Here is a 22005-nt window from a genome sequence, read left to right as displayed (position 1 = left end):
GTGCGGCTCGTGCCCCCGCCAGAGTGGGCACGAACCGCACGGCTCTCAGCGGCTGATCCGTACCGCGTCCGCGATGACGTAGCCGGTGCCCGAGGTCCACCGGCTCACGCCCACGACGTTGTACGTGCCGGCGTTGAGGGAGAAGGTGCCGATGCTGCGCCAGGATCCGCCGCCGGATCTCTGGTCGACGTAGACGGTCTGGTTGCCGCTCGATGTCGCCACGATGTACGGCGCCGAGCTGTTGTACCCGGGATCGGCCGGATACCAGACCTCCACCTGGTACGTGCCCGCGCTGGGGATGGTGGCGGAGTACCAGGCCGGGTCGCTGGAGGAGACCGGGTCGGCGAAGCGGTAGTCGGCGCCGTGGCGCTGGCTGGAGAAGGTGGAGGTGCCCCAGTTGGCGCTGGCGGTGAACTGGCCGGCCGTGGCGTTGTCGACGGTCGTCGTGAACGTCGGGGGGTTGCCGCCACCGGTCACGTAGTTCATGTACGTGTTCCAGTTCCAGTTCCTGCCCGGGTCGGTGTGGGTGGCGCCGGGCACTTCGTTGTGCCCGATGATGCCGGTCCGGGTCTTGGGGATGCCGTACTTGTCGCAGAGGTGGCGCGTCAGGGCGGCGGAGGCTCGGTACATGGCGTCGGTGAACCAGGAGGCGTCGTCGACCCAGCCTTCGTGTTCGATGCCGATGGACCGGTTGTTGTAGGAGGAGTTGCCCGCGTGCCAGCCGACGTCCTTGTCGCGCACCATCTGGGTGATGGCGCCGTTGGACGACTTGACCACGTAGTGGGCGGAGACGTTGGAGCTGGGGTTCTGGAACCAGGAGATGGTGCCGGCGTACGAGCCCTGAGTGACGTGGATGACCACGCGGTCGATGTTGTAGCTGGACTCGCGGTTGGAGGCCCGGTAGTTGCTGGAGTGAGCGGCGACCCAGGCGGCCGGCGGGTAGTCGGGGCTGGCCACGGCGCGCGCGTTGAGGTCGCGGGCTTTGGCCAGGTCGCCGCGGTCGGCGGTGACCTCCTGCGGCTTGACCTGTACGCCGCGGATGTCGATGCCGAGGCCGAGGCCTTCGTAGACGGCGTCCGCGTAGAGGCGGGCGAGTTCGGGTGAGGTCGCGTTGCCGTACGCGGCCACGGCCTGGTACCAGCGGCCGGTGTCGGCTCTGGCCGCTTCGTCGAGGCCGAGTTTGTCGGCGTGGGCTCGCAGGACGGCGGCGCCGCCGAGGATGTTGGCCTCGTCGTCGGCGCGCAGCTTGTCGACCAGGAGCTTGGTGAGCTCGGCGGCCTGTTCGAGCGAGTGGTTGGTGGGGTTGCTGACCAGGTGCATCACGCCGTAGCCGCCGCTGGCGCTGGGCTCGCCGCCGTGGCCGTCGAGGTGGGTCTCGGCGTAGGCGAGGGCGACGAGCAGGTCGCGGGGAACGTCGTGTTCGGTGGCCGCGCGGTCGAACGCGGCGGCGAGCGGGTTCTCCTCGGCCGTGGCGACGGCGGGCTGGCCTGCGACGATGAGCAGGACGGCGAGGAGGGAGGTGGCGAGGGCGGCTAATCGCGTGCGGGCGAGAGTCATGGGTGCTCCTCGTTGGGGGTAACGGGGGCACGGTACGACATCTTCCTGACTAATGTCGATAATTGACATTACTTCCTGGTTAAGTGAAACTTTTCGCCCCACCTTGCCGGGAGAGGAGGGGCCCGTGAGATTGGGCCCCTGAAAACTGTTGCGCTTTCGCCGAGTGACGCTGAAACTTCCTTTCGTGACCGCGCTCGTGCGTACCGTCCTGGCGGCGCTCACCGCCGCACTCCTCGGCATCGTGGCCCCCACCCCCGCCCTCGCCACCGCCACCGCGTCGGCCACCGTGTCGGCCGCCGTGTCGGCCACCGTGTCGGCCACCGTGTCGGCCACCGTGTCGGTCACCTGCGCGACCGACCCCGCGACCCCGAAACGCCAGCTCAGAGCCATGTGGATCTCTTCGGTCGCGAACATCGACTGGCCGAGCCGCACCGGGCTGAGCGTGTCGGCGCAGCAGGCCGAGTTCCGCGCCTGGCTGGACCTGGCCGTACGCAAGCGCATGAACGCCGTGATCGTGCAGATCAGGCCCACGGCCGACGCGTTCTGGCCGTCGCCCCACGAGCCGTGGTCGCAATGGCTGACCGGCACCCAGGGCCGCGACCCCGGCTACGACCCGCTGGCGTTCATGGTGAACGAGGCCCACGCCCGCAACCTGGAATTCCACGCCTGGTTCAACCCGTACCGGATCGCCAACCACGCCGACCCGAACCGGCTCGTGTCGACGCACCCCGCGCGCAGGAACCCCGGCTGGCGCTTCGCCTACGGCGGCAAGCTCTACTACAACCCGGGCATCCCCGAGGTCCGCGCCTTCATCGAAGACGCGATCATGGACGCCGTCTCCCGCTACGACGTGGACGGCGTGCACCTCGACGACTACTTCTACCCCTATCCGGTCAGCGGCCAGACCATCCCCGACTCCGCCACGTACGACAGGTACGGCGCCGGGTTCGCCACCATCGGAGACTGGCGGCGCAACAACGTCAACCTCCTCGTACGCGAGCTCGACCAGCGCGTCCACGCCGCCAAGCCGCACGTCTCGTTCGGCATCAGCCCGTTCGGCATCTGGCGCAACGCCGGCACCGACCCGCTCGGGTCGCGCACCTCGGGACTGCAGTCGTACGACGCGATCTACGCCGACAGCCGCGAATGGGTCAAGCAGGGCTGGATCGACTACATCTCGCCGCAGATCTACTGGCACATCGGGTTCTCCACCGCCGCGTACGAGGTGCTCACCGCCTGGTGGTCGGACGTCGTACGGAACACCGGCGTGCAACTCGTCGTCGGCCAGGCCGCCTACCGGGCGGGCGCGTCCGGGGAGGACTCCGCCTGGCAGGACCCGGCCGAGCTGAGCGACCACCTGCATGACAACAGGAAACATCCAGAGGTGGTCGGCGACGTGTTCTTCAGCGCCAAGGACGTCAGGGCCGACCGGATCGGGGCGTTCACCCGGGTCGTGGACGCCCACTACACCAGGCCCGCGCTCCTGCCGGGACGCGGCTCCGGCAGCGCGCCGGGCGCGCCGTCGATCACGTCGGCCACGCGGGCCTCCGACGGCGTACGGCTGGCCTGGAACGGCTCGGGCACCGCGTACGCGGTCTACCGGGTGGACGGGGCGCAGTCCGCGGCCGACCCGTGTTTCTTCGCCGACGCCCGCAACCTGGTCACGACGACCCGGCAGCGCACGTTCACGGACACGACCGCCGGCGGCTCGGCCTACACCTACTACGTGAGCGCGCTCAACCGCACCCACCAGGAGGGGACGCCGAGCGCGGGCCGGGTCGTGGAGGCGGGCGGCGGCACGTTCAGCGTCGTCGTCGACAACGCCGGCCCCGGCTTCACCGCCGGCGCGAACTGGGGCACCTCCTCCTTCTCCGGGCAACTGCACGGCACCGACTACCGTTTCGCCGAGCCGGTGGCGGCCAGCGACCCGGCCTGGTTCCGTGCGGCCATCCCCAGCGCGGGCGACTACCGGGTCGAGGTGTGGCATCCGTCGGATCCCGGCTACAACAGCGCGGCCCCGCACATCGTGGCGGCCTCCGGCGGCAACCGCACGGTCTCCGTCGACCAGCGCTCGGGCGGCGGGCAGTGGCGGGTGCTGGGGACGTACACGCTGGCGGCCGGCACCTACGACGTGGTCGGTGTGAGCCGCTGGACCTCCGCCACCGGCTACGTGATCGCCGACGCGGTCCGCATCACCAGGGCGTGACGTCGGGGCGTGCGCTGGAGGGTGGGCAGGCCCGGCCCCCAAACGTACGATGAGCCGGTGGACGGAGCCCGCCCGCGGCCGATCGACGCGATCGCGGTCATGGTCGCGGCAGGCCTGACCGCGGCGACCGGCTACGAGGGTCCGGTGCTGGCGCTCCTGATGGCGTCGGCGCTGCCCGTGCTCTGGATGCGCAGGGCTCCGCTCACGGTCGCGTGGATCAGCGCGACCACGGCGCTGGCCCTGCCCGTGCTGCTCGTGTTCGCGGGGCCCGCCGTGGTCCCGCCCGCGGGTGCGCCGCTCTGGCCGCCCACGGCCGCGTTCGCCGCATACGGCGCGATGGCCTTCGCCCGCGACAGGAACCGCGGGGCGGCGCAGTGGTTGCCGGTGATCGTCCTCGCTCTCGCGGTGCTGGCGCTGCCCCACGAGATGCCTGTCGTCCTGCGTACGGAGACGGTGATCGCGCTCGCGGTCATGTACGGGATGTACACCGCCGTCCGGGCCCGGCTCCGGCGCGGCCTGGCGGAACGGGCGGAACGGGTCGAGCGCGAACGGCTGGCGGGCGAGATGCACGACGTGGTCACCTACCGCGTGAGCCGGATGGTGTTGCAGGCCGGGATGCTGGCCATGAGCGCACCCGACGACCGGGTGCGTACGGCGGCCGAGCAGTTGCGGGCGACGGGCTGCGAGGCTCTCGACGAGTTGCGGCACATGGTGGCGCTGCTGCGGCGCGGCTCGGGCGAGGGCTTCGACCTGGGGTTGCCGCTGCCCGACCTGCGTCCGCTGATCACCGAGTCGGCCTGCGCGGGGGTGCCCGTCGAGCTGGCGGTGACCGGCACGCCCGAGCCGGTGCCCGGCGTGGTGGGGCGGGCGGCGTACCTCGTGGTTCAGGAGGCCCTGACCAACGTGCGCAAGCACGCGCCCGGCGCGGACGCGCGGGTGCAGGTGAGCTACCGGCCGGGAGCGGTACGGCTGAGCGTGGGCAACAGCCCCGGCAGGCCGGACGCCTGGGTCGCGGTGAACGACCCGGGCATGGGTCTGCTCGACCTGTGCCGGCACGTGGAGCTGGCGGGCGGCACCATGGAGATCGGCCATGACGCCGACGGCGGCTTCCGCGTCGAGGCGTCGTTCCCCACATCGCGACCGTGAACCGTACTGACGATTCGTCAGCGCACCGAAAGGGCTAGTTTCATGTCATGGAGGTCAACGGGGTGCAGTTCAGCCGCAGCCGCCTGCGCGGCCTGGCCGAGGGTATGGGGGACATGGGGGCGGCCGTATCGCACGTCAAGTCCCGGTACGAAGAAGCCCAGGGCGCGATCAGAGCCGCTGTCGGCGGCGACGACTACGGCAAGGCGTACTGGCGCAGCCGCGAGGAACGCCTGGAGAACATCCAGAACGCGTTGAAGCTGCTGGCCGGAGCGCTCAGCGACGAGGAGGACAAGCTCACGAAAGCCTCCACCCATTACAAGGCCAGTGATGACGCGAGCACCATCGACGGGTGAGGGCGGTCGACTGGCCCGCCGCGGCGTGATCCGTTAGTCCCAGCCCGCCAGCGCCTGCTCCAGCTCCGCCCGCGCGGCCACGGGGTCGTAGCCGGGGATGGCGTCGCGCAACACCTCGTGGGTCTGCCGCTCGGCGTCGGCGCACGCCTCGCCGATCGCCGCGAGCACCTCGTCGGCAAGGTCCCTGCTGCTCAGGCGCATGGCGCGGGCGTCGAACGTGACGTCGAGGACGCGGCCCACTTGGTCGACCGACGCCGTCACCTGTCTCGACGGTCCCTTGCCGGTGCCGACGATCTTGTCGAGGTCCTCCTGCGCGGCCTCCATCCGGGCCATGAGCTCATCACCCTGCCTCGCGGGCGCGTCGACATCCTCCTCGTCGCCGGGGGGCTGGTCGAAGCCGTACACGTCTCGCCTCCGTTCAGGAAAGAAGGTCGCGGGCCGCCTGCTCGACCCGCTCACGGACGAACGTCTCATCGAGCGGCTTCGGGAGTGTGTCGGCACGTTCCGAAGCCTCGTCCGCTATCTCCTGCGCCTGGCGCGCGGCCTCCTCCTGCGCGGCGCGCAGCACCGCCGTCACCTGGCCGCCGAGCGTCCGCTCGCCCTGCCGCATCGCCCGCGGGTCGATCTGCAGGCGCGTCACCCTTCCGTGGCCGTCGGCGGCGGCCTCGATGAGCCCGTCACTGCTTACCGCCCGGCCCCGAACCTGCCTGATCGCGGTCTGCGCGTCCTTGATGCCGCGAATGACCTCGCGGCTTTTCTGGACGTAGTCGGCCACGTACTCGGCGTCGTCTTCCGGTGCCGGTGGGCGCATGTCTCACTCCGATGGTCATGAGCGAACCATCGGCCATTCTAGCGACCCGGGGGGCGGGTCTTACTGTTGTGCCTCATGTTCCGATAAGTGCCGAAATATTGCCATTGAGCCGCAGTAGTATCCACGGAATGACGGGAATGGAGATGGACCGGGGAGGAACGGGGCAAGATGCCTCCCTGGTCAGTACTCACGCGGAGGAGCACCACGCCGCTCTCAACCCCCTTGCGCAACGCGGGGACGGCACCTCCTCCTTCGGGGACGACGGCACGTTCGGCCTGTTCATCGCCGCGTACGCGGAAAGCCGCGACGTGTCGATGGCAGTGCACCGGGGGCTGTCCACGGTGATGCAGGACACCGGCACCGGCATGCACCTCGCGGTCAGGAATACCAACGACGCCGAGGCCGCGAACGCCGAAGCCTTCAGAGATCCCGGTGCCGCATGGGCATGACCGTACCCCCAGAGGTCAGCGGCTTCATGCCGATGGTGAGCCCCTGGTTCACCATCGACGAGGACGACATGCGGACGGAGAGCGCCGCCTCACGCGCCACGGCCACGCAGGGGGCCTCCGCGGCCGCACAAGGAGAGACGGCGGTACGCGGCGCCGGGCAGCACTACGGCGGCGAGTCCGGCACCGCCCTGCAGGCCCACTGGGACAGGACCGGGCTCAGCGGCGGCCACTTGGACCAGGCCGCCAACGCGGCGAGGCTGGCGCCCGTGGGGCTCGAAGGCGCGGCCAACGTGGTGTCCGGGGTGAAGGTCGCGACCATCGTCCAGGCGGCGCACGCTTCGGTCGACGTCGCCCGGCTGCTGGCCCTGGGCGCCGCGGCGGGCGGCACCGCGTTCGCTGTCAGGCGCATCCTCATGGCACGGGCCGCGAATCGGAAGATCAGAAACGAGGGCGTGCAGGGCACGGGCAACGTGCTCGGCCAGCTGCTGCGCCGCCGGGTCACCGAACCGGGCCGCCGCATCCTCGACGATCTCCACCGCCTCAACGGCCCTCGCGGCACGCCCGCCCTGGCGGGCACGGGCGGCCGCAGCGTCCCGATGCGCCCGGCAGGACTGCGCACGCAGTCCGGTCCTCGCTCCGTCCGGGACGGCATCGCCCAGATGGGCCGCAGGAACAACAGAGCCGGCAGCGGCGGCGGGCGCCGTGGCGGTGGTGGACGGGCGAGACGGGACGGCTCCGGCAAGCTTCACGGCGACCTCCCCAGAAGCACTAAGGGCATGACGGAGGAGGAAAAGTACCAGCTCCAAAGAGACCTCGAGCAAAGCATCAAGAAGCGTGAAGCTGAGAAGGACCGGTTCGGGATACTCGACTCCGGCCACGAGACCAGGCTCAATGCGGAGAAGAGCCTCCTTAGACGCATCCTAGGACTATGATGCAGACGCAAGCAGGCGACGACCTGATAGGGCGCATCCTGACACACTCGTCCCATGACGACGTCGTGGGCCCAGCCGCGAACGAACTGTTGAGCCAACTGTTCGCCGGCTACCCGGTCGACAACCTGGGCAGGCTCCTCCACAGCGGTGACGACGCGACGGTGCGGACGGGCACCTGGCTGCTGTCCGAACTGGGCGATCTCGCGACACCGTTGATGGACGAGGTTCCCGCTCTCCTCTCCCACCCGCACCGCGAAGTGCGCTTCTTCGCAGTCGAAGTGGTGCTCACGAGCAGCGACTCCGAGCACGGGCCCGTCATCGCGCAGGCCATCAACATGATCAGCGACTACGACGAAGCCATCCGCTGGAAGGTCGTCCAGTTGCTGGCTGCCGCGACGGCGGACCAGTTGGAGGCCGGGGAATCATGCCTGCAGGCCGGTCCGGTCAAGAAACTGACCGAGTGGCTGGTCCGGCAGGAGACCGAGGAACCGGATGCTCGTGACGTCATCGCCAGGCTTCACAGCTCCGATCCGGCATCTCGGCTGTTCGCTTTGGCGGCCGCCGCTCGCCTGTCCGAGGAGGACTCCGCCCTCCTGGAGCAGGCCGCGACCGTGGAGGACGAAGAGATCCGCTCGTTCGCCGAGCTCGTGCTGAGCGAGCTGGGCTGAGCGCGTCACGCTGAGGCCGGGCAGCTCGCTCCGACTGCGCCTTCCTGGGTTCGTCGCCCCCCTGAGCGGAAAGGGCTCCTGTGTGAGCCAGGAGATTCTCAGGGCCGAAGGGTTGCGGAAGACGTTCCCCGGCGTGGTCGCGCTCGACGGCGTCGACCTGAGCCTGCGCACCGGTGAGGTGCACGTGCTGCTGGGTGAGAATGGCGCGGGCAAGAGCACGCTGATCAAGATCCTGTCCGGGGCCTACCATCCGGACGGCGGTCGGGTGCTCATGGACGGCAGGCAGGTGCACATCCGCTCGGCGGGCGACGCGCAGCGGCTCGGCATCGCGACCATCTACCAGGAGTTCAACCTCGTCCCGCAGCTCACGGTGGCGGAGAACCTGGCGCTCGGCCGGCCGCCGCGCAGGTTCGGCTTCGTGGACGTCAGGCGTATGGAGCAGCAGGCGGGCAGGCTGCTCGAACGGGTCGGCGTGGACGTGGATCCGCGCACTCCGACCGCCAGGCTCGGCATCGCCCGCATGCAGATGGTGGAGATCGCCAAGGCGCTGGCGCTGGACGCGCGCGTGCTCATCATGGACGAGCCGACCGCGGTGCTCACCACGAGCGAGGTGGCCAGGCTGTTCGCGATCGTCAGGCAGCTTCGCGACGAGGGCGTGGCCGTCGTGTTCATCACCCACCACCTGGAGGAGATCGCCGAGATCGGCGGCCGGGTGACCGTGCTGCGGGACGGCAGGTCCGTGGCCGAGGTGCCGGCGAACACCCGGCGGGACGAGCTGGTCGGCCTCATGGTCGGGCGGCCCATCGACCAGCAGTACCCCCGCCGGCCGGCCGAACGGGGGGAGCCGCTGCTGGAGGTGCGCGGGCTGACCCGGCGGGGCGTGTTCGACGACGTTTCGTTGGAGGTGCGGGCGGGCGAGGTGGTCGGCATGGCCGGACTCGTGGGGGCGGGCCGCACGGAGGTCGCCCGCGCGCTGTTCGGCGCCGACCGCTATGACGCGGGCCAGGTGTTCGTACGGGGCCGGCCGCTGCCCCCGGGCGACGTGCACGCCGCCATGGAGGCGGGGCTCGGCCTGGTGCCCGAGGACCGCAAGGCCCAGGGCCTGGTGCTGGGCGCGGACGTCGCCGAGAACCTGGGGCTGGTCACCATGCGGGACGCCACGCGGGCCGGGTTCGTCGACCGGCCGGGCCTGCGCAGGACCGCCGCCAAGGTGGCAGAGCAGCTCGGCATCCGGATGACCGGCCTGAGCCAGGAGGTGCGCACGCTCTCCGGCGGCAACCAGCAGAAGGTGGTCATCGGCAAGTGGCTGGCGGCCAACGCGAACGTGCTCATCCTGGACGAGCCGACGCGCGGCGTGGACGTCGGGGCCAAGGTCGAGATCTACCAGCTCGTCAACGCGCTCACCGCCGCCGGTGACGCGGTGCTCATGATCTCCAGCGACCTGCCGGAGGTGCTCGGGATGAGCGACAGGATCCTCGTCATGGCGCGGGGACGGCTCGTGGGCGAACTGCCCGCCGCCGAGGCGACGCAGGACGCCGTGATGGCGCTGGCGACCACGGAGATCTCCCATGTCCGCTGACGTGCTCCCGCGCCGCTCGCCGGCCGCCGCGTGGCTCGCCGAGAACGGCGCAGTGGTCGCGCTCGTGGTGCTGGTCGTCGCGCTGTCGCTGCTGTCGGGCGACTTCCTGAGCCTGACGAACCTGCTCAACGTCGGCGTCCAGGCCGCCGTCACCGCGATCCTGGCGTTCGGGTCGACGTTCGTGATCGTGACGGGCGGCATCGACCTGTCCGTCGGGTCGGTCGCGGCGCTGTCGGCGATCTCGCTCGCCTGGACCGCCACCTCCGCCGGGCTGCCGTGGCCGCTGGCCACGCTGGTGTCGCTCGCTGTGGGCATCGCGTGCGGGCTGGTCAGCGCGGCACTCATCGCGTACGGCAAGCTGCCGCCGTTCATCGCCACGCTGGCCATGCTCGGCATCGCCCGTGGCCTGGCCCTGGTCGTCTCGGAGGGCAGCCCGATCGCGATGCCCGACGCCGTGTCGGAGCTCGGCGGCACGATCGGCGCGTACCTGCCGATCCCGCTGATCGTGATGGTCGTCATGGGCGTGATCGCGGCCGTGATCCTCAACAGGACCTATCCGGGCCGCGCCATGTACGCGATCGGCGGCAACCAGGAGGCCGCGCGGTTGTCGGGCATCAAGGTGGACCGGCAGTTGCTCATCACGTACGCGCTGTCCGGGGGGTTCGCCGCGGTGGCCGGGATCGTGCTGGCCAGCCGCCTGGCGTCGGCGCAGCCGCAGGCGGCGGCGGGCTACGAGCTGGACGCGATCGCGGCCGTGGTGATCGGCGGCGCGAGCCTGTCCGGCGGTAAGGGCCGGGCGCTCGGCACGCTGGTCGGCGCGCTCATCCTGGCCGTGCTGCGCAACGGGCTGAACCTGCTGTCGGTGTCGGCGTTCTGGCAGCAGGTCGTGATCGGCGTGGTGATCGCGCTCGCGGTCCTGGTCGACACCCTGCGGCGCAGAGGTACCAACTAGGAGGGGATAGATCATGCGCAGTCCCGCGATCATCATGGCCGCGGCCGTGCTCGGGCTGGCCGCGTGCGGCTCGGCCGGTGGCGGCGGCGAGGGCGGCGGCGCGGGAGGTGGTGAGCTGGAGCTCGGCATGTCGGTGTCGACGCTGAACAACCCGTACTTCGTCCAGTTGCGCGACGGCGCGCAGGCCGAGGCGAAGAACCTCGGGGCCACGCTCACCGTCACCGACGCCCAGAACGACGCCTCGCAGCAGGTCAACCAGGTCCAGAACTTCACCAGCCAGAACATGAAGGCGATCATCATCAACCCGGTCGACTCCGACGCGGCCGCGCCGGCGGTCAAGGCGGCCGAGCGGGTGAACATCCCGGTCGTCGCGGCCGACCGCGGCGTCACCGGAGCGGAGGTGGCGCAGACGGTGGCCTCCGACAACGTGGCGGGCGGCAAGATGGCCGCGCAGGCGCTGGCCGAGCAGCTCGGAGAGAAGGGCCAGGTGGCCGTGTTGCAGGGCACGCCCGGCACGTCCGCCTCGCGCGACCGCGGGCAGGGGTTCGCCCAGGGCATCGCCGCGTACCCGAACATCAAGGTCGCCGCCAAACAGCCGGCCGACTTCGACAGGACCAAGGGCCTGGACGTCATGACGAACCTGATCCAGTCGCATCCCGGCGTCACCGGCGTGTTCGCGGAGAACGACGAGATGGCGCTGGGCGCGATCAAGGCGCTGGGGGCCAGGGCCGGTCGGCAGGTCAAGGTGGTCGGCTTCGACGGCACGCCCGACGCGCTGAAGGCGGTGCGGTCCGGCACCATGGCCGCCACCGTGGCGCAGCAGCCGAAGTTGCTCGGCAAGCAGGCGGTGGAGGCGGCCGTGCGGGTCGCCAAGGGCGAGACGGTGCAGAAGTCGGTCGCGGTGCCGGTGAAGGTGGTGACGAAGGAGAACGTGGCGGGCTTCGAGACCTCCTGAGGAGGTCAGGCGGTGGCGCCGCCGTCGATCACGTGGTCGTGGCCGACGACGAACGACGACTCGGGCGACGACAACCACAGCGCCGCGGCGGCGATCTCCGCGGGGGCCGCGACCCGGCCGATCGGCAGCGCGTCCTTCATGCGGGCGTCGCGCTCCTCCGAGGTCTCGCCGGGCTGCTTCGACATGGGCGAGTCGATCGGGCCGGGGCTGAGGGCGTTGATGCGTACGCCCTCCGCGATGTGCTCGCGGGCCGCCGTGCGTGTCAGGTGGCTCACGGCCGCCTTCGACGCGACGTAGGCGCCGGCCCCGGGCAGCCGCCAGTGGGCGCCGAGGTTGGACGCGACGTTGACGATGGCGCCGCCGCCGTGCGCGCGCATGTGGGCGATCTCGTGTTTCATCGAAAGGAACACGCCCTTGAGGTTGACCGCCAGCACGTCGTCCCAGACGTCCTCGTCATAGCCTGTCACCGGCGCGAGCGTGCCGAAGATCCCGGCCGCGTTGAACGCCACGTCGAGCCGCCCCCACCGGGTGACGGCCGCGGCCACCATGGCGGCGACCTCGGCGGACCTGGTGACGTCCACGGTGAACGGCTGGGCCCGCCCCCCATCCGCCTCGATCCGCCGCACGACCTCGGCCAGCCGCCCGGGGTCGCGGCCCGCGGCCAGCACCGCCGCACCCTCCCTCGCGTAAGCCAGCGCGGCCGCACGGCCGACGACCCCGCTCGCACCCGTGACGAGCGCGACCTTACCTGCGAAACGTCCTGCCATTATTTCATACCAATCGTTCTCAAATCTGGATGGTGTTCATCGCCTGGTCGACCGCGTCACGCAGCCGCCGGCGTGGATCGGGGTCGCCCCTGCCGAGCACCCTGACGCCCTGCAGCAGCACGAGCAGGAACCTGGCCAGCGCGTGCGGGTCCTTCTTCTCGGGGATCTCGCCCTGGGCCCGCGCCCTGACGAGGGCGGTGGCGAAGGCTGTCTCCAGCTCCGTCCAACTCGCCGCCACCTTCGCCGACACGTCCGTGTCGCGCGCGGCGAACTCCACGGCCGTGTTGACCACCATGCAGCCTTTTCGCAGCTCGTCGGCCAGGCATTCGGCGACGTAGGCGTCGAGGAAGGCCCGGATCGCCGGCAGCGCGGGCCCCGGCTGGGCCAGCGGTCCGACGATGTCGCGCTGCGCCAGGTAACGCTCCAGCGCCCGCAGGTAGAGCTCCCGCTTGCCGCCGAACGTGGCATAGATGCTCGCCCGCGCGACGCCCAGGCGCTCGACGAGGTCGGCCATCGACGTCGCCTCGTAGCCGCGCTCCCAGAAGAGCTCCAGCGCTCTCTGCAACGCGACGTCGGGATCGAACTCCTTGCTCCTCGCCATGCCCGTGACGCTACCACATTCGAGAACGAGCGGTTCAAATTGAGCTGCGCGCAGAACGGGCAGGAAACCGGTCGTGAGGCCCCGCCGCCGGGGCAGGTGCCAGGGTCCGGGACATGCTGGACGGACGGTAGGAGAAGCTCGCCATGGCAACCACTGACGGCCTCCTCCCCCCGGCCGGCCGGGGCGAGGAGGACGCGGACGCCGACGACCTCGCGGTGACGGCGCTGCTCAACTGCCTGCTCCGCGAGCTGGCCAGGCCCGAGGGCCCGGAGCCGGGCACGTACGCGCTGCCCGCGACCGGCCGCGCGCTGCGGGTCAGCGGCGAACGCCACCCCGGCGCTCCCGCCCTGCGCACGCCCGGCGGCTGGCGTGAGCTGTCGCTGGGCGAGCTGGTCACGCTGGTCTCCGCCGAGCTGGGCGCGGCCACGGGGGTCGGCAACGACACGCTGCCCGCCGAGATCCTGCACAGCCGGGACGTCACGGCCGCGCTGCTGGCCGCCAGGCGGACCGCCACGCCGCCCGCGGACCCGTACCTGCGCTCCGAGCAGGCCCTGGTGGCGGGCCACCGCTACCATCCCGCGCCCAAGGCGCGCGGCGGGTCGGGACCTCGGGCGTGGTTGCGGTACTCGCCGGAGGCGCACGCGAGCTTCGCCCTGCCCCTGCTCGGCGTTCCCGTCGAGGACCTGGTCGAGCAGGGTGACACCGCCGGCCTCGACCACCTCGGGGCCGCGACCGGCGGGCTGGTGGCGTTGCCGGCCCATCCCTGGCAGGTGGAGCTGCTGGGCGGGCTGCGCGGCGGGCGGCTGCGTCACCTCGGGGTCACGACGGCCGTGGCCGTGCCGACGGCGTCGATCCGCACGGTGTACCTGCCGGAGCCGGACCTGTTCTGCAAGTTCAGCCTGGACGTACGCATCACGAACGACGTCCGCCGGCTGTGGCTGCGCGACCTGCGCCGGTTGCCCGTGGTGGCCGGCGCGCTCGACCGGGCCTTCGACGACCTGCCCCGCCACCTGCCGCGCCCGGCCGTGCTGCGCGACCGCGGCTACCGCACCGCCCGGCTGGGCTCGGACGGTGGCGAGGCGCTGGCGGTGATCGTCCGCGACGGGCTGCGCGAGCACGTCCGTCCCGGTCTGACGGCGCTCCTGGCGGCGGCGATCGCCGAGGGTTTCCCCGGCAACCCGCTCGACGGGCTGGGCGAGGAGCAGGCGCTGGCGTGGTGGTGCCGCTATCTCGACCACGTGGTGCCCCCGCTGCTGCACGCCTACCTGCGCCACGGGGTCGTGCTCGAATGCCACCTGCAGAACGTGCTGGTCGCGGTGGACGGGCAGGGCATGCCCGCGCAGGCCGTCTTCCGCGACCACGAGGGCGTCAAGCTGGTCGCGGACCGGCATGCCGCGCTCACGGACGCGCCGCTGGTGACGCGCTCCTACGCCTGGGAGCGGCTGGTGTACTGCCTGGTGACCAACCATCTGCAGGAGATCGCGGGCGCCGTCGCGGCCCGGTATCCGCGGTTGCGTGCCGAGTTGTGGGCGCGGGCGAGGGCCGTGTTCGCCGCCGCCGACGATCACGGGGAAGTGCGGGAGTTGTTGTCGGCCCCGTACGTGCCGGCCAAGGCCAATCTCACGCTGCGCTGGCTGGGCGCCGACGGCGGGGACATGAGGTGTGTGCCCGTCCCCAACCCGTTGAGACTCTTTACGCCATAAGCTATTGTCGCGGGGCAACACTTTACGCGTATGGAATGGAGTCACCATGGTGAAGGCGACACTGCACGACGGCAGCACCATCGACGTGGAGGTGCACGGCACCGGCCCGGCCCTGCTGCTGCCCGCCGACCCGGCCCCGGTCGAGGGAGACCGAGCCGAGGAGCTGCGGAAGTGGGGCGCCGACCCCGCGCTCGGGCGCTCGCTCATCGACGGCCTCCGCGACGCCTTCCAGGTCATCGTCTTCGACTACCAGGGGCATGTCATGGCCACGCCCAAGCCCGGCACCCTCACGCCCGCCGCCGTCACGGCCGACATGCTGGCCGTGGCCGACGCGGCGGGAGCCGGGCGGTTCGCGTATTACGGCTACTCGTGGCTGGCGGTGAACGGGTTGCAGCTGGCGATCAGGACCGACCGGCTCTCGGCGCTCGTCATGGGCGGCTTCCCCGCGTACGGGGCGCCGTACGCCGAGATGTTGCGGGTGACGCGGGCGACGTACGACCTGGCCACCGGGCAGGGGCCGGCCCCAGAGCCCGAGCGGACCGGCACGGGCGACGAGTACGACTGGTCGTCGGCCCGGGTGTCCACCACCGAGGAGCAGACCCGGCAGTTCGTCACCCTCTACGAGGAGTTGCAGGGGTTCGACGACAAGGCCGTGCGCCTGTCCTGCCCGCGGCTCTGCTTCGCCGGCTCGGCCGACGAGATCCGCTACGACGAGCGGTGGGGCGGCACACACGTCAGCATCGGCGGCACGCTGACCCGGCACAAGGACGAGCTCGAAGCCCTCGGCTGGGACGTCCAGGTGCTCGACGGGCTCGACCACATGTCGGCCATGCACGCGGCGACCGTGCTGCCGATCCTGCGCCCGTGGCTGGCCAGGGCGCTGGCGGTCCGGCTCTGAGCCGTGCCGCAGGCCGCCCTCAGGGCATCGCCCGCATGCGGCCGATGATGGCGGTGGACGACCGGTCGCGTACGTAGCCGAGCACGCGCACCTCGCCGCCCAGCGAGCGCACCAGCGGGGCCTCGGAGAGCATCTCCGGCGTGTAGTCGCCGCCCTTCACGTAGATCTCTGGCCGGACCATTTTGAGCAGCCGCTCGGGCGTGTCCTCGTCGAACTCGGTCACGTAGTCGACGTCGTTGAGCGCCGCCAGCACCGACATGCGGTCCTCGCACGGGTTGACCGGGCGTCCAGGGCCCTTCAGCCGGGCCACGCCCGCGTCGCTGTTGACCGCCACCACCAGCACGTCGCCGAGCCGCCCCGCCTCCTCCAGGTAGGCCACGTGCCCCCGGTGCAGCACGTCGAAGCAGCCGTTGGTGAACACCACCCGCTCGCCCCTGCGCCGGTGCTCGTCCAGCAGCTGGGCGAGGCTCTCCGCCGACTGCACCGTCCCCTCGTGGCGGCGCAGCGCGCGCATCAGCTCGTGCCGGGTGCAGACGGCCGTCCCCTGACGCCGTACGACGACGCCGGCCGCCGCCTGGCCCGCCTCCGCGGCCTCCTCGGGCGAGGCTCCGCCCGCCAGCCAGAGCGCGAACGCGGCGGTGAAGGTGTCGCCCGCGCCCGTCGCCATGTGCTGCGGCGCGGGCCTGGCGTACGTCCGGTACGGCGGCCGGCCGCGCCTGTGCAGCAGCGTCCCCTCACCGTCGAGCGTGGTCACCACGATCCCGGCCCCCGTCAGCTCCAGCAGCCGCCCGGACCTGGCCGACAGGTAGGCCGGCCGGTCGGGCGGGTCCACGCCGTCGTCGAGCAGGCGTACGACCTCGGCGAAGTTCGGCAGCACCGCGGCCGGCCCGCACTCCCGCCACGCGGCCACCGCGTGCGCGTCCACCACCAGCAGGGGCACCCCGGCGAGGGACCGGCGCACGTCCGGGGTGAACACGCCGCCCCCGTAGTCGCACGCGACCACCACGTCGGCCTGCGCGGCGGCGCCGGCCAGCCGCCCGAGCAGCGCGCGCTCCGCGTGGCCGGGGATGCCGTCGAGGTCCTCCTCGTCGTAGCGCGCGGTCAGCTGGCCGCTGGTGACCAGCCGCCGCTTGTGCGCGGTACGCCGTCCGGGCACGGTCACCAGGTCCGTCTCGACGCCGCGCAGGTGCAGCGAGCGCACCAGCGTCCCGCCGCATTCGTCGTCGCCCACGACGCCGACAAGCCGGACGCGGGCCCCCAGCGCCGCCAGGTTGGCGGCGGTGTTGGCGGCGCCGCCAGGAGCGTCCACGGTGCTTTCCAGGCTCATCACGGGCACCGGAGCCTCCTGCGCCAGGCGCTTGGCCGAGCCGTGCAGCCACGAGTCGAGCATGACGTCGCCGACGACCGCGGCGCTGATGACCCGCTCTGTGCCCATGAGTAGCGCTTACCAGCAAAAGGCCAGGTCAAACCAGCGATGGAGTATTCGCCCGGGTGTTACGGGCATGGCGTCCCGGGGTAGCCAGGCGGCTATGCAGCGCCCTTCCGCACACCACGCGCCCGGCCTTCCCGTACGGGAGGCACGATGACGGCGATCGTCGGCGGGGTGGAGCGGATCGCGGTGCTGCGGGCCAACGCCCTCGGCGACTTCCTGCTGGCCGTGCCGGCGCTCGATGCGCTCAAACGGGCCTACCCCGGCGCGCACCTGACGCTGCTGGGCACCTCGTGGCACTCAGAGTTCCTGGCCGGCCGGCCGGGGCCCGTGGACGACGTGGTGGCCCTGCCACCGATCTCGGGCGTGTCCACGGCCGAACCGGGGCACGCCACGCCCGACCGGCTGCGCGAACGGCTGCGCAGACGCCGGTTCGACCTGGCGGTGCAGATCCACGGCGGCGGCCGGTTCTCCAACCCGTTCGTACGCCTGCTGGGCGCCAGGGTGACCGCGGGGATGCGTGCACCCGGGGCCGAACGGCTGGACCGCTGGGTGCCGTACACGGACTATCACCACGAGACGCTGCGTTTTCTGCAGGTCGCCGCGCTGGTCGGCGGGGTCGCGGGCGGGCTGGAGCCTCGGGTGACGCTCACCGCGGCCGACCGCGCGGAAGCGGCGGACGTGCTGGGCGAGCCGCCGCCGGGGCTGGTGGCCGTGCACCCCGGAGCGCGCGACCCGAGGCGGCGCTGGCCCGTTGAGCGGTTCGCCGCGGTCGCCGACCGGCTGGGCAGGCCGGTCGTGGTGACGGGCACCCGCGAGGAGGAGGACCTGGTCCTGGGCGTGGTCGAGGCCATGCGGCGGCCCGCCGTCGCCGTCGTCGGCGCACTCGGCATCGGCGGGCTGGCCGCGCTGTACGAGCACTGCGACCTGCTGGTGGCCAACGACACGGGCCCCCGCCACCTGGCCGCCGCCGTCGGCACGCCCACCGTCGGCATCTACTGGTGCGGCAACCTGATCAACGCCGGGCCGCTCACCAGGACCCGCCACCGCCCGTTGATCTCCTGGACCACGGCCTGCCCGCGATGCGGCGCGAGCGGCGTCGACCCGGCCGCGCAGCGCTGCCCGCACGACCGGTCGTGGGTGTGCGACGTCTCGGTCGAGATGGTGATGGAGCAGGCGGAGGATCTGCTCGCCGGACCTACGGGGGATGAGGCCGATGACTGACCACGCCGTACGCGACGAACTGCAGCAGGCCATCGACGAGGCGTTCCGCGGCCGTGACCGGGTGGCGATGCGGGAGGTGTACTCGGCGGTGTCGCAACACGTGAACCTGCCCGCCGACGTGCTCACCCACCTCAACGAGCTCCCCGAGGGCGACTACAGCAGGCAGGACCTCGCCCGCGCGATCAACGAGGTCATCACGCGCAGGGGCGAGCAGGACAGCCTCGGGCTCCTGGACGTGCCCGCCGGCTCGGAATCTCGCGAACCGGGCGCGTGACGGGTCCCTGACCGGCGATCGCCGGGTAGCTACGGGACATGATGCGACATGTACGGAAAGCGGAGGCCGCGTTCGAGGCCGAGCTGGCCGCCGTACGGCCGGAGCTCTCCGCGCCCTATGCCGCCGCTCTGCCAGGCGCCAGGGCCGCCGTGCTCGGACGCCTGTGGCGCAGCCTGCTGTACGAACCGCTGCCCGGCCTCGCGGCACCGGCTACGGACGTGGCTACGAACGCGGGCGGGCAGGCGTGCGTGCCGCTGGCGGACGGGCGGCGGTTGCGAGGGCGGGCGCGGCAGCCGTACGACCTCGAAGGCGAGGCCGCACTATGGCTCGACGGCAGGCCGTACACGCACCCGGCCGAACTGCTGGCCGCCCTCGCCCTGCCCGGCACCACCCGGCTGGTCGAGGACCTGGACAACAGCGTCGCCTCGCTGGCCCTGTCGCGCGCCGCCGCCAGGGCCGGACCCCGCCCCCTAAACACGCCGGAGGACTACGAGCAGAGCGTGGTCGACGGGCACCCGTACCATCCGGGTTGCCGCAACCGTCCCGGCGTCTCCGTGGCCGAGCAGCTCGCGTACATGCCGGAGCACCGCACCACCGTCGCCCTCGACCTGGTCGCGCTGCCCGCCGCCGAATGCCTGGTCACGGGGGCGTGGCCGGGCGCGCTCATGGACGGCGACCGGCTCCTGCTCCCCCTGCACCCCTGGCAGACCCGCCATGTCCTGCCCGGCCTGGGTCTGCGCCCGTACGCGACGGGGGCGATCCCGGCCCGGCCGCTGACGTCCGTACGGACGCTCGCCCCCGTGGACGGCGGCCCGCACGTGAAGACGGCGTTCAGCACCCGGATGACCTCAAGCGTCAGGGACATCTCCCCCGGCTCCGTACGCGACTGCGTCCCCCTGTCACGCCTGCTCGCCACGTTGTCAGGGCGGCGGGGTGGCCGTCCCGCCGTCGCCGGCTACCTGGCGGGGGCCGCCGCGCGGATCGACGGCGAGCACAGCGCGGACCTGTCCGCCATGCTGCGCGAGCCCACCCCGCGCACCGGCGCGGAGACCGTGCTGCCCGTGGCGGCGATCACCCGCGAGATGGCCCGCGACCCGGTCGCGTGGCTGGCGGCGTTCGCCAGGGCGGCTCTGGAGGACGCGCTCGGGCTGCTCTCCCTGGGCGTGGCGCTGGAGGCCCATGGGCAGAACCTGCTGGTCGCGCTCGGCCGTGACGGCCTGCCGTACCGGCTGATCTACCGGGACCTGGCCGACGTCAGGATCAGCCCCGCCCGGCTCGCCCGCAACGGGACCGACACCCCCCAGGTCAGCCCCAGGCTGCTCACCGACGACCCGGACGTGCTGCACGGCAAGCTCCTCGGATCGCTCGTCGGCACCACGTTCGGCAGCCTGGTCGCGCTGCTCGGACGGCGCGACCGCGCCGCCGAGTCGCGGTTGTGGGACGTCGTGGCCGCCGCCGCGCACAAGGTGCTCGACGAGCTCCCCCGCACACCGGACGCGGACGCCGACCGCGACGCCATGTTCGGTACGCACCTCGCGGCCAAGGCCCACCTGCTCGCGCAGCTCGACGACGCGCCGCCCGGCGACCGCTGGACCCGGCTGCCCAACCCGCTCGTTCAGAGGACGTCGTAGGTCAGGTGCGTCCGCCGCCCATGATCCGGGGCATGCCGGTAAGACCCGATCCACCGCCGGAACTCATCGCGGACGCACCAGTTCACCGATCGGGATCCGGCGGAAGGCGATGCTCTCGTACGGTCCCGAGCCGCCGGTCTCGAACAGCAACCCCACCGTCTCCGCGTCCAGCCTGACCAGGTCCGAGTAGGCCGCGGGCGAGCCGGACACCGTGTGTGCGACCCGCCAGGTGACGCCGTGGTCGTCGCTGGCGCGTACCGTCATCGACGCCCGCGCGTCCGGCGCGGCCGGACCCGAGAACAGCAGCACGTCCGGCGGCCCGCACCAGAGCACGCTGCCCTCCACCACCGGCCCCACCAGAGCGGGCTGCGGCTTGAACGGCTGCTCCAGCGTCTGCCCGCCGTCGGAGGAGTAGGCGTCGGCCCTGGTGCCCGGGGCGGCGGAGTCGGTGCGGGTGTTGAGGTAGACGCGTCCGCCGGGCAGCTCGGCCGCGGTGGTCTCGTTGACGTTGACGTAGCCGTCGGGGTCGTCGTCGACGTAGCCGATGCGCCACGTCCGGCCGCCGTCGTCGCTCAGCAGGCAGTGGCCGCCGTCGTACTTGCCCTCGGTGCCGTCGTCGGCGCCCTCCGGCGGCAGCGAGTGGTTGGCGGGCACCACGATCCGCCCCGCGTGCGTGCCGTGCCGCAACTCGACGGCGTGACCCGGGGTCGTCGCGTACCAGCGCCACTCCGGGTCCTTCACGCTGTCGGTGATCTCGCGGGGGCGCGACCAGGAGACGCCGTCGTCATCGCTCTCCTGGACGAACACCCGCCGCCCCTCAGCCGCCTCCACCTCGCCCCGCCTGATCCGCCCCTCGGTGGCCGACGGACCCTGCCTGACGAACACCAGCACGATCCTGCCGTCGGCCAGAACCACCGGCGCCGGATTGCCCGCGGTGCCGCGCCGCGGCTCCGTGGCGACCACCTCCAGCTCGCCCCACGTCCTGCCGCCGTCCGCGGACCGCCTGAGCACCAGGTCGATGTGGCCCGAGTCGCCGGCCGAGCCCCGCCGCCCCTCCGCGAACGCCAGGACCGTGCCCGCCCCGGTCACCACGACCGCCGGGATCCTGAACGTGTGGTAGCCGCCGCTCGCCTGCCGGTACGGCACCGACGTGGGATAACGCTCCGCCATGCGCGGCACGCTACGGCCCGCGGGTTAACGGGTTCCGACCTCAGCCGTACACGAAGGCGAATGCCGGGCCCCACAGTCCGGGGCAACCGGCCCGTAGCCCCGGCCGGGCCACGCACCGGTGTGCCGCCGGGAAGCCGTTCCCGGCGGCACACCGGCCGCCACGACGTCAGCGGGCGCACACCGTCACGGCGTCACGCTGACCGGCGCGCGAACACGACCACGTTGTCGCGGTAGCTGCGGCGGGCGCGGTCGAAGGTACCGCCGCACGTGATCAGGCGGAGCTCGGCGCCCCGGCCGCCGTGATAGACCTCCTTGTCGGGTACGCGGCTCTTGGGGTACCGGGTCACACGGCCGACCACGAACGTGACCGTGCTGCCGTCGGCCCGGTCCACGTGCACCCGGTCACCGTCGCTCAGCCGGCGCAGGCGATAGAACACGGCGGGCCCGGTGGTGGAGTCCACGTGACCGGCGATCACGGCCACACCCCGCTCGCCCGGCTCCGGCCCGGCCTTGTTCCAGCCCACTTCGTCGAAGCGTTCGGGAGCGACCAGGCGGCCGCTGGCGTCGAGCCGTAGCGGGCCTACCCGGGTGGACAGCTTGATGGCGGGGATGCGCAACCGTACGGGGACGGCCGCCTCTGCGGCCGAGACGGCGACCGCTGTCCCGACCCGCGCCCCGGCGGCGAGGGTCGTGGCAGCGG

Annotated in this window: 22 protein-coding genes; 14 read left to right on the top strand and 8 right to left on the bottom strand. The window is 72.1% G+C overall.

The window, feature by feature from the left end:
- Positions 1-45: 45 nt before the first annotated feature.
- A complete protein-coding gene (locus tag GUY59_RS37880) occupies positions 46-1557 on the bottom strand; it encodes a golvesin C-terminal-like domain-containing protein (RefSeq protein ID WP_138206060.1) in 1512 nt (503 codons plus the stop codon).
- A gap of 184 nt (positions 1558-1741) precedes the next feature.
- Here GUY59_RS37880 and GUY59_RS37875 point away from each other — a divergent pair, with 184 nt between their 5' ends.
- The 3 genes from GUY59_RS37875 to GUY59_RS37865 are packed head-to-tail and all read left to right on the top strand — an operon-like array spanning position 1742 to position 5262.
- Positions 1742-3763 (top strand): family 10 glycosylhydrolase, encoded by a 2022-nt coding sequence (locus GUY59_RS37875; RefSeq protein WP_138206062.1) that lies wholly within the window; start codon positions 1742-1744, stop codon positions 3761-3763.
- A 57-nt stretch (positions 3764-3820) separates the two neighbouring features.
- Complete coding sequence (locus GUY59_RS51005) at positions 3821-4909, top strand: sensor histidine kinase (protein WP_138206064.1); 1089 nt, start codon at positions 3821-3823, stop codon at positions 4907-4909.
- Positions 4910-4956: 47 nt separating this feature from the next.
- Positions 4957-5262: a hypothetical protein gene (locus tag GUY59_RS37865; protein WP_138206066.1), complete on the top strand. Its 306-nt coding sequence runs from the start codon at positions 4957-4959 to the stop codon at positions 5260-5262.
- A 33-nt stretch (positions 5263-5295) separates the two neighbouring features.
- Here GUY59_RS37865 and GUY59_RS37860 read toward each other — a convergent pair whose 3' ends face one another.
- On the bottom strand, positions 5296-5667 hold the full coding sequence (locus tag GUY59_RS37860) for a YbaB/EbfC family nucleoid-associated protein (RefSeq protein WP_161714900.1): 372 nt from the start codon (positions 5665-5667) through the stop codon (positions 5296-5298).
- Positions 5668-5680: 13 nt separating this feature from the next.
- Entirely contained in the window at positions 5681-6073 is a 393-nt protein-coding gene (locus GUY59_RS37855; RefSeq protein WP_138206070.1) for a YbaB/EbfC family nucleoid-associated protein, read from the bottom strand.
- 137 nt (positions 6074-6210) lie between these two features.
- Here GUY59_RS37855 and GUY59_RS37850 point away from each other — a divergent pair, with 137 nt between their 5' ends.
- The 6 genes from GUY59_RS37850 to GUY59_RS37825 all read left to right on the top strand — a co-directional run bounded on the left by GUY59_RS37850 (position 6211) and on the right by GUY59_RS37825 (position 11608).
- The gene (locus GUY59_RS37850; protein ID WP_138206073.1) at positions 6211-6522 is read left to right on the top strand and encodes a hypothetical protein; all 312 of its coding nucleotides are present in this window, start codon (positions 6211-6213) and stop codon (positions 6520-6522) included.
- Entirely contained in the window at positions 6519-7454 is a 936-nt protein-coding gene (locus GUY59_RS37845; RefSeq protein ID WP_138206075.1) for a hypothetical protein, read from the top strand. Before GUY59_RS37850 ends, GUY59_RS37845 begins: the two co-directional genes overlap by 4 nt.
- Positions 7451-8122 carry a hypothetical protein gene (locus GUY59_RS37840; RefSeq protein ID WP_138206077.1) on the top strand — a complete coding sequence of 224 codons (672 nt, stop codon included), beginning with the start codon at positions 7451-7453 and terminating at the stop codon, positions 8120-8122. The genes GUY59_RS37845 and GUY59_RS37840 overlap by 4 nt, the downstream gene beginning before the upstream one ends.
- An 82-nt stretch (positions 8123-8204) precedes the next feature.
- Positions 8205-9701: a sugar ABC transporter ATP-binding protein gene (locus tag GUY59_RS37835; RefSeq protein ID WP_252375153.1), complete on the top strand. Its 1497-nt coding sequence runs from the start codon at positions 8205-8207 to the stop codon at positions 9699-9701.
- Positions 9691-10653 carry an ABC transporter permease gene (locus GUY59_RS37830; protein WP_132338421.1) on the top strand — a complete coding sequence of 321 codons (963 nt, stop codon included), beginning with the start codon at positions 9691-9693 and terminating at the stop codon, positions 10651-10653. The genes GUY59_RS37835 and GUY59_RS37830 overlap by 11 nt, the downstream gene beginning before the upstream one ends.
- Positions 10654-10666: 13 nt before the next feature.
- Complete coding sequence (locus GUY59_RS37825; RefSeq protein WP_138206082.1) at positions 10667-11608, top strand: D-ribose ABC transporter substrate-binding protein; 942 nt, start codon at positions 10667-10669, stop codon at positions 11606-11608.
- Positions 11609-11613: 5 nt separating this feature from the next.
- Here the strand turns inward: GUY59_RS37825 and GUY59_RS37820 are convergent, their stop codons facing one another.
- Positions 11614-12375, bottom strand: coding sequence for an SDR family NAD(P)-dependent oxidoreductase (locus GUY59_RS37820; protein WP_138206084.1), 762 nt, complete (start codon positions 12373-12375; stop codon positions 11614-11616).
- A gap of 19 nt (positions 12376-12394) precedes the next feature.
- A complete protein-coding gene (locus GUY59_RS37815; protein ID WP_138206086.1) occupies positions 12395-12976 on the bottom strand; it encodes a TetR/AcrR family transcriptional regulator in 582 nt (193 codons plus the stop codon).
- 143 nt (positions 12977-13119) lie between these two features.
- Between GUY59_RS37815 and GUY59_RS37810 the strand changes: the two genes are divergently transcribed.
- Positions 13120-14679: an IucA/IucC family protein gene (locus tag GUY59_RS37810; RefSeq protein ID WP_171055552.1), complete on the top strand. Its 1560-nt coding sequence runs from the start codon at positions 13120-13122 to the stop codon at positions 14677-14679.
- A gap of 46 nt (positions 14680-14725) precedes the next feature.
- Complete coding sequence (locus tag GUY59_RS37805; protein ID WP_138206088.1) at positions 14726-15577, top strand: alpha/beta fold hydrolase; 852 nt, start codon at positions 14726-14728, stop codon at positions 15575-15577.
- Positions 15578-15596: 19 nt separating this feature from the next.
- Here the strand turns inward: GUY59_RS37805 and rfaE2 are convergent, their stop codons facing one another.
- Entirely contained in the window at positions 15597-17012 is a 1416-nt protein-coding gene (gene rfaE2, locus GUY59_RS37800; protein ID WP_138206090.1) for a D-glycero-beta-D-manno-heptose 1-phosphate adenylyltransferase, read from the bottom strand.
- 147 nt (positions 17013-17159) lie between these two features.
- Here rfaE2 and GUY59_RS37795 point away from each other — a divergent pair, with 147 nt between their 5' ends.
- Genes GUY59_RS37795 through GUY59_RS37785 form a run of 3 tightly spaced genes read left to right on the top strand, consistent with a single transcriptional unit; the run spans position 17160 to position 20135 of the window.
- A complete protein-coding gene (locus tag GUY59_RS37795) occupies positions 17160-18230 on the top strand; it encodes a glycosyltransferase family 9 protein (protein WP_138206092.1) in 1071 nt (356 codons plus the stop codon).
- Entirely contained in the window at positions 18223-18504 is a 282-nt protein-coding gene (locus GUY59_RS37790; RefSeq protein WP_138206094.1) for a hypothetical protein, read from the top strand. Before GUY59_RS37795 ends, GUY59_RS37790 begins: the two co-directional genes overlap by 8 nt.
- Positions 18505-18542: 38 nt before the next feature.
- Complete coding sequence (locus tag GUY59_RS37785; RefSeq protein WP_236667882.1) at positions 18543-20135, top strand: IucA/IucC family siderophore biosynthesis protein; 1593 nt, start codon at positions 18543-18545, stop codon at positions 20133-20135.
- A gap of 63 nt (positions 20136-20198) precedes the next feature.
- On the opposite strand, the gene GUY59_RS37780 is transcribed toward GUY59_RS37785, so the two are convergent.
- Both GUY59_RS37780 and GUY59_RS37775 read right to left on the bottom strand, forming a co-directional pair.
- The gene (locus GUY59_RS37780) at positions 20199-21305 is read right to left on the bottom strand and encodes a sialidase family protein (protein ID WP_161714899.1); all 1107 of its coding nucleotides are present in this window, start codon (positions 21303-21305) and stop codon (positions 20199-20201) included.
- Positions 21306-21496: 191 nt separating this feature from the next.
- Positions 21497-22005 (bottom strand): class F sortase (locus tag GUY59_RS37775; protein WP_201761814.1); only part of this gene is annotated, 509 nt, incomplete at its 5' end.

The organism is Nonomuraea sp. K271, from assembly GCF_009908215.1.
GTDB classification, from domain to species: domain Bacteria; phylum Actinomycetota; class Actinomycetes; order Streptosporangiales; family Streptosporangiaceae; genus Nonomuraea; species Nonomuraea longispora.
Note: the sequence above shows the minus strand (reverse complement) of the source record. Positions and strands in the feature narration are given on the sequence as shown.

Excerpts from the sequence above, each read along its gene's own strand:
- GUY59_RS37880 (WP_138206060.1), bottom strand. The coding sequence starts at position 1,557 with ATGACTCTCGCCCGCACGCGATTAGCCGCCCTCGCCACCTCCCTCCTC.
- GUY59_RS37865 (WP_138206066.1), top strand. The coding sequence starts at position 4,957 with ATGGAGGTCAACGGGGTGCAGTTCAGCCGCAGCCGCCTGCGCGGCCTG.
- GUY59_RS37855 (WP_138206070.1), bottom strand. The coding sequence starts at position 6,073 with ATGCGCCCACCGGCACCGGAAGACGACGCCGAGTACGTGGCCGACTAC.
- GUY59_RS37850 (WP_138206073.1), top strand. The coding sequence starts at position 6,211 with ATGGAGATGGACCGGGGAGGAACGGGGCAAGATGCCTCCCTGGTCAGT.
- GUY59_RS37845 (WP_138206075.1), top strand. The coding sequence starts at position 6,519 with ATGACCGTACCCCCAGAGGTCAGCGGCTTCATGCCGATGGTGAGCCCC.
- GUY59_RS37840 (WP_138206077.1), top strand. The coding sequence starts at position 7,451 with ATGATGCAGACGCAAGCAGGCGACGACCTGATAGGGCGCATCCTGACA.
- GUY59_RS37830 (WP_132338421.1), top strand. The coding sequence starts at position 9,691 with ATGTCCGCTGACGTGCTCCCGCGCCGCTCGCCGGCCGCCGCGTGGCTC.
- GUY59_RS37825 (WP_138206082.1), top strand. The coding sequence starts at position 10,667 with ATGCGCAGTCCCGCGATCATCATGGCCGCGGCCGTGCTCGGGCTGGCC.
- GUY59_RS37820 (WP_138206084.1), bottom strand. The coding sequence starts at position 12,375 with ATGGCAGGACGTTTCGCAGGTAAGGTCGCGCTCGTCACGGGTGCGAGC.
- GUY59_RS37815 (WP_138206086.1), bottom strand. The coding sequence starts at position 12,976 with ATGGCGAGGAGCAAGGAGTTCGATCCCGACGTCGCGTTGCAGAGAGCG.
- GUY59_RS37810 (WP_171055552.1), top strand. The coding sequence starts at position 13,120 with ATGGCAACCACTGACGGCCTCCTCCCCCCGGCCGGCCGGGGCGAGGAG.
- GUY59_RS37805 (WP_138206088.1), top strand. The coding sequence starts at position 14,726 with ATGGTGAAGGCGACACTGCACGACGGCAGCACCATCGACGTGGAGGTG.
- rfaE2 (WP_138206090.1), bottom strand. The coding sequence starts at position 17,012 with ATGGGCACAGAGCGGGTCATCAGCGCCGCGGTCGTCGGCGACGTCATG.
- GUY59_RS37795 (WP_138206092.1), top strand. The coding sequence starts at position 17,160 with ATGACGGCGATCGTCGGCGGGGTGGAGCGGATCGCGGTGCTGCGGGCC.
- GUY59_RS37790 (WP_138206094.1), top strand. The coding sequence starts at position 18,223 with ATGACTGACCACGCCGTACGCGACGAACTGCAGCAGGCCATCGACGAG.
- GUY59_RS37785 (WP_236667882.1), top strand. The coding sequence starts at position 18,543 with ATGATGCGACATGTACGGAAAGCGGAGGCCGCGTTCGAGGCCGAGCTG.
- GUY59_RS37780 (WP_161714899.1), bottom strand. The coding sequence starts at position 21,305 with ATGGCGGAGCGTTATCCCACGTCGGTGCCGTACCGGCAGGCGAGCGGC.